The sequence below is a fragment of the Mannheimia indoligenes genome, from assembly GCF_036880405.1.
Lineage (GTDB): Bacteria > Pseudomonadota > Gammaproteobacteria > Enterobacterales > Pasteurellaceae > Mannheimia > Mannheimia indoligenes.
The window spans coordinates 1-5,797 of record NZ_JBAJJM010000026.1 but is presented as its reverse complement, the minus strand read 5'-3'; the positions used below and the strand labels follow the sequence as shown (position 1 = coordinate 5,797).

Below are 5,797 nucleotides of genomic sequence, written 5' to 3'. Positions count from 1 at the left end.
TCCTTCATGACCCACCATTTATTCAAATCACATTTGCAAATTTTTCTGAAAAAACGACCGCTTTATAGTAAAATTCAACTCGTTTTTCCTTAATTTATTCAATTTCAATGTTAAAAAAAATCCTTATTGCATTAGGTCTAGCCGGTGTTATCGTCTGTGGTGGGCTATTTTATGGCTACCAAAAACTGAATGCCTTAGCAGAACATAAAATTACCGTTCAAGAAAACCAACTTTTTGTGTTGGAAAAAGGTGTTTCCAGCCAAAAACTTGCTACTTTATTAGAAGAACAAGGCATTGTTACGCACAATGATGCGGATCTACTCCCCTATTTGATGCGACTGCACCCTGAATTAAGTAAATTCAAAGCCGGGGCTTATTCTTTAAATGGTTTAACAACCGTAAAAGATTTACTCGCTCATTTAAGTTCAGGGAAAGAAGTGCAATTAAATGTGCAGTTTATTGAAGGTAGAACATTCAAGGTTTGGCGTGAACAACTTAGCCAAGCGAAATATTTACAACAGACGCTAAAAGATAAATCAGAAAAAGAAATCGCTGAATTACTGGGTATTCCACACGAAAAAATGGAAGGTTGGATTGCCCCGGATACTTACAGCTACACGCCAAATTCCACGGATTTAGCCTTGCTAAAACGTGCTTACCAAAAGCAGAAAACAGCATTAGAGCAAGCTTGGCAAAATAAATCGGAAAATCTACCGCTTGCTAATCCGTATGAGATGTTAATTCTTGCATCTATTGTGGAAAAAGAAACCGGCGTTGCAGGCGAACGCCCTCAAGTTGCTTCGGTGTTTATTAACCGTCTACGTATTAAAATGCGTCTGCAAACCGATCCAACAGTGATTTATGGAATGGGTGATCGCTACGATGGCAATATCCGCCGTAAAGATTTAGAAGAAGTAACACCATATAACACTTATCAAATCGATGGTTTACCACCAACGCCAATTGCGATGCCAAGCGAAGCGTCTATCAAGGCAGTGGCAAATCCTGACGATACGCCGTATTTATACTTTGTAGCCGATGGAACAGGCGGACACAAATTCAGTCGTACCCTGAGCGAGCATAATAAAGCGGTACAAGAGTGGATTCAAATTGAACGTAAACGCAAAAATAATCAAAGTAACGAACAGAAAAAATAGCGAGAAATCTATGCGTGGAAAATTTATTGTGATTGAAGGCTTAGAAGGAGCAGGTAAAACAACTGCTCACCAAGTAATTTTAAAAGAGTTAGAGCAAGCAGGTATTCAAAATATTGTAATGACTCGTGAACCGGGTGGTACTCCCCTTGCCGAAAAACTCCGTCATTTAATTAAGCACGAAACCGAAGAGCCTGTAACCGATAAAGCAGAATTGTTGATGCTCTATGCTGCTCGTGTTCAGTTGGTAGAAAATGTCATCAAACCGGCACTTGCTGAAGGTAAATGGGTTCTGGGCGACAGGCACGATATGTCTTCCCAAGCCTATCAAGGTGGAGGACGTAAGCTGGATCGCAAATTACTCGAAACATTAAAAGAATCCGTTCTTGGTACATTTGAACCTGATTTAACGATTTATCTCGACCTTGATCCTGTTATCGGTTTAGAGCGAGCCAGAGGCAGAGGCGAATTAGACAGAATTGAACAACAAAGTTTAGATTTTTTCTATCGCACCCGTGAGCGTTATTTAGAACTCACGCAAAATAATGATAAAGCAGTCATTATCAATGCAGAACAATCAATTGAACAAGTTACCGCAGATATTCAACACGCAATTAGAAATTGGCTGAAATAATGTACATTTGGCTTGAAAGCACTTACCAACAAATAATCGCTTCATTTTTAAATGGATACGGACACCACGCCCTGCTGTTTAAAACCGATGTCGGGCTAGGCACAGATACTTTAATCAAAAAAGTGGCTGAGTGGTTACTTTGCACCGAAAAAACAAGCAATGAGCCTTGCTCTCAATGTAAAAGTTGCCAACTTACACAAAGCAAAAATCACCCCGACTTCCATATCTTAGAACCTATTGAGGGAAAAGATATTGGTATCGATCAGGTGCGAGAGTTGATCGCTAACCTACAAAATTTCGCCCAACAAGGAGGTAATACGGTTGTCTATATTCGAGGAGTAGCTCGCTTAACCGAAGCCAGCAGTAATGCTCTACTCAAAACCCTTGAAGAACCACGTGAGAATGTCTATTTCTTGCTGGAAGCCCCGTTGCAATCTACCGTGTTAGCGACCATTCAAAGCCGCAGCCAAACGTGGGTACTTTATGCTCCACAAACTACGGAAGCAATGCAATGGTTGCAAACGGAATTTCCTGCAACCTCAATGCACGAGCTAGAAACCGCTCTCCGCCTTTGTCGCTCTCGCCCACTTATTTGCAAAACTTTTCTGGAAAATGACCGCTTGCAACAACGAAAAGCGTTCCTACAAACCTTCTGGCGTTTCTATAAAAGCCGAGATGTTGTACTACTCTTTCAAGCCTTCGACAAAGAAAAAGAGGATGTTTTACAACAACTTGAATGGCTCGAAAGTTTCTTCAATGATGCTCTCAAAGCCAAAATGAACATCATACAAGGTTGGCTCAATCCAGATCTCCAAAATGGCATTATCCCATTTAGTCAGCAACTCACCGCTCACGGATTACTGCAAGGGCAGCAAATCCTCCAACAAACCCAGCGAGATTTAGTGCAAATAAATGCGGTAAATCAGGAGTTGATGTTATTGGATTGTTTAACGAAGTTGGTTTTGATTTTTGAATAAAAGGAAAAAAATGAAAGACTTATTTATTATAGATTCACACTGTCATTTAGACTCTTTAGACTACGAAACCCGACATAAAAATATTGATGAAGTGATTGAAAACGCAAAAGCTCGTGGCGTTCATCATTTTCTTTCTGTTTGTACCACTGTTGGGCGTTTTGAAGCAATGAAAAATTTAACTGCTCATCGCAATGACGTATCACTTTCTTGTGGCGTACACCCATTAAATGTGGAAGATGAACCTTTTGATTACGATAAACTCTTTGAATTTGCTCAAGATCCAAAAGTGGTTGCCATTGGCGAAACAGGCTTGGACTATCACTACACACCAGAAACCAAAGCATTACAGCAATCGCTCTTTGTTCAACAAATTGAAATTGCAAATAAACTGAACAAGCCATTAATTATCCATTCTCGCTCAGCACGCCAAGATACAATGGATATGTTAGAACAAAATAATGCAGAAAAATGCGGTGGTGTTTTGCATTGCTTTACGGAAGATTGGACAATGGCAAAGCGAGCCTTAGATATCGGCTTTTATATTTCAATTTCAGGTATTATTACCTTTCGTAATGCGGAAGAATTACGAGATGTGGTCAGAAAAGTACCATTAGATCGTCTATTAGTGGAAACAGATTCGCCTTATCTAGCTCCCATTCCTTATCGAGGAAAGCCAAATCAGCCTGCTTATGTGAGAGAAACTTGTGAATATGTTGCTACATTAAAAGGGGTTTCAACAGAAGAATTTGCTCGCATTACAACCAAAAATGTGCAAAACTTATTTAAAATTCAATTATAAGGAACAGAATATGAGAATTATGCTCAAATATTTTCTAATTTTAGTCTCACTTGCCTTTTTTATTGTGTTAGGTGGAGCAGTTAATTACGCAATGCCAAGCTATGAAGAAACGCTAGTAACGGGAATGGAAGTTCGCAGAATGGATAAAGACGGCGTGATTAGCAAATCAAACCCTGCTGATGGTCAAGTGCGTGATGTTTACTTTCTCTTTACCGAAGAGCCTGAAACCAAGAAAGTGATGGTGTACCGTAACGAAGATACGGGCTGGGGCTTGCCGCCTTATTTCAAATTTGGTTCAGCGGATATCCAAGCCAAAGCACAAGCCTACGCAAATGAGAAACAACGTGTGCAAATTAAATATTACGGCTGGCGTATTAACTGGCTAAATGAATTTAGAAATATTGTTTCTATCAAGCCATTAGCTGAAGCGGAAACTGTAAGTAAACCGATTATGAGCTATGTCCTTTATGCTGTACTCGCTTTCTTATTCTTCCTCTCGGTGCAATTCATTCGCGGCATCTTTAAAGATTAAGCTAATTAAACCTTTGACAAACGGTTCGATTTTGTAAAAAATTGAACCGTTTTCTTTTTATCAAAAATATCAAATGACTTATTATTTTATTGCCGATCTGCACTTAAACGAAAATCAACCTGAAATTACCGATCTTTTTTTGCAATTTATGCAAGAAAAAGCACCGCTTGCTGAGTCAGTTTATATCTTAGGCGATCTGTTTGATTTTTGGATTGGCGATGATGAAGAGTCTGAACTCATTTCAACTGTTAAAAATGCAATTAAAACCCTCACGACAAGCGGTACAAAATGCTATTTTATTTGTGGAAATCGTGATTTTTTAATTGGGAAACGTTTTAGCGAACAAACGGGTATGATTATTTTACCTGATTATAACGTCATTGACTTATTCGGCACATCCACATTACTTTGCCACGGCGACACACTTTGTACTGATGACGTAAAATACCAACAATTCCGTAAAAAAGTCCACCAAAAATGGCGACAAACAATCTTTTTAATGTTTCCACTTTCTTGGCGAATTCATATTGCAGAAAAAATCCGCTCTAAAAGCAAACAAGAAAAGCGTGGTAAATCCGCTGAAATTATGGATGTGAATAATGAATTTACATCTCAAATTGTCGCTAAATTCGGCACAAAGCAACTTATACACGGACATACACATCGCCAAGCAATCCATCAACATACTAGCTTTACGCGTATTGTATTAGGCGACTGGAAAGAAAATTACGCTTCTATTTTGAGAGTAACCAAACAAGGAGCAGAATTTATATGATTGATGTCATTATTCCTTGCTACAACGCCGAAAACACGCTTGTTCGAGCCGTTCAAAGTGTATTAAATCAACCGGAATTAAATCTACTATGGCTGATTGATGATGGCTCAACTGATAATACACTTGCTCTAGCCCAATATTTACAAGCCCAAGTACCTGATAAAATTAGAGTAGAACAAATACCTCAAAATAATGGCGTGGCAAAAACCCGTAATTGGGGAGCATTACAAAGTGAAGCGGATTTAATCGCCTTTTTAGATGCTGATGATGCTTATGAAAACGGAGCATTACAGGTAGCCACAAAGATTTTTGAATTCAAACCTGAAACTGCTTTGGTTCGCCTGGCATTAACGCCGATTGACTTAGATAAACGCTACAGTACCCACCCCAATTTTGACCAAGCTTGGCAATATATGCGAATGACCTGTGGAGGAAATGTCGTATTCCGTCGCTCATTTTTCTTAGCTTGCGGTGGATTCCCACATCATCAACTCTTTAGAGAATTAGGTGGAGAAGATGGTGCATTAGGCATAGCAACTACACAAATCAGCTCAGTAGCTACAGCATTTAACGATGTTGGTGTTTTGCACTACTGCCGAGATGGAATGCACGCCGAAAGATTACTGAATGCGATTTTATTTAATGAAAAGGATCCTAATGTTACTGAAGAAAAAATGAGACAAGCCAACCTAATTACTGAAAATATTGTTAATAATGTTAGAACTCTACAGGGATGTCTTAATAGTAAAGAAATTGGCATTAAGCCTTACACACTTGAATGGAGCTAAAACGAGCTGTAACTTTCCCCGAAAAATCGACCGCTTGTGCAACTTTCTCCTGCTAACAATCGGTCATTTTTATACCTTATTTTACAAAATAATTCTATGCTAGATAAAAAACAAAAAAACCTAAGTATCTCTACTTAG

The 5,797-nt window shown here is 38.9% G+C and carries 7 protein-coding genes; all 7 read left to right on the top strand.

What is annotated here, in order from left to right:
* The first annotated feature begins 107 nt into the window (after positions 1-107).
* The 7 genes from mltG to V6W77_RS10980 all read left to right on the top strand — a co-directional run bounded on the left by mltG (position 108) and on the right by V6W77_RS10980 (position 5,659).
* On the top strand, positions 108-1,157 hold the full coding sequence (mltG, locus tag V6W77_RS11010; RefSeq protein ID WP_025235169.1) for an endolytic transglycosylase MltG: 1,050 nt from the start codon (positions 108-110) through the stop codon (positions 1,155-1,157).
* A gap of 10 nt (positions 1,158-1,167) precedes the next feature.
* Positions 1,168-1,788: a dTMP kinase gene (gene tmk / locus V6W77_RS11005; RefSeq protein WP_025235168.1), complete on the top strand. Its 621-nt coding sequence runs from the start codon at positions 1,168-1,170 to the stop codon at positions 1,786-1,788.
* The gene (locus V6W77_RS11000) at positions 1,788-2,765 is read left to right on the top strand and encodes a DNA polymerase III subunit delta' (protein ID WP_334254645.1); all 978 of its coding nucleotides are present in this window, start codon (positions 1,788-1,790) and stop codon (positions 2,763-2,765) included. The genes tmk and V6W77_RS11000 overlap by 1 nt, the downstream gene beginning before the upstream one ends.
* Positions 2,766-2,775: 10 nt before the next feature.
* Positions 2,776-3,564: a TatD family hydrolase gene (locus V6W77_RS10995; RefSeq protein WP_334254644.1), complete on the top strand. Its 789-nt coding sequence runs from the start codon at positions 2,776-2,778 to the stop codon at positions 3,562-3,564.
* A gap of 10 nt (positions 3,565-3,574) precedes the next feature.
* Positions 3,575-4,096: a DUF1523 family protein gene (locus V6W77_RS10990; protein ID WP_025235165.1), complete on the top strand. Its 522-nt coding sequence runs from the start codon at positions 3,575-3,577 to the stop codon at positions 4,094-4,096.
* Between the two features lie 73 nt (positions 4,097-4,169).
* Entirely contained in the window at positions 4,170-4,871 is a 702-nt protein-coding gene (lpxH, locus tag V6W77_RS10985; RefSeq protein WP_334232639.1) for a UDP-2,3-diacylglucosamine diphosphatase, read from the top strand.
* Entirely contained in the window at positions 4,868-5,659 is a 792-nt protein-coding gene (locus tag V6W77_RS10980) for a glycosyltransferase family 2 protein (RefSeq protein ID WP_334232641.1), read from the top strand. Before lpxH ends, V6W77_RS10980 begins: the two co-directional genes overlap by 4 nt.
* The last annotated feature ends 138 nt before the right edge of the window (positions 5,660-5,797 follow it).

Bases quoted from the DNA above. Each gene is read 5' to 3' on its own strand.
- mltG (WP_025235169.1), top strand. From the start codon at position 108: ATGTTAAAAAAAATCCTTATTGCATTAGGTCTAGCCGGTGTTATCGTC.
- tmk (WP_025235168.1), top strand. From the start codon at position 1,168: ATGCGTGGAAAATTTATTGTGATTGAAGGCTTAGAAGGAGCAGGTAAA.
- V6W77_RS11000 (WP_334254645.1), top strand. From the start codon at position 1,788: ATGTACATTTGGCTTGAAAGCACTTACCAACAAATAATCGCTTCATTT.
- V6W77_RS10995 (WP_334254644.1), top strand. From the start codon at position 2,776: ATGAAAGACTTATTTATTATAGATTCACACTGTCATTTAGACTCTTTA.
- V6W77_RS10990 (WP_025235165.1), top strand. From the start codon at position 3,575: ATGAGAATTATGCTCAAATATTTTCTAATTTTAGTCTCACTTGCCTTT.
- lpxH (WP_334232639.1), top strand. From the start codon at position 4,170: ATGACTTATTATTTTATTGCCGATCTGCACTTAAACGAAAATCAACCT.
- V6W77_RS10980 (WP_334232641.1), top strand. From the start codon at position 4,868: ATGATTGATGTCATTATTCCTTGCTACAACGCCGAAAACACGCTTGTT.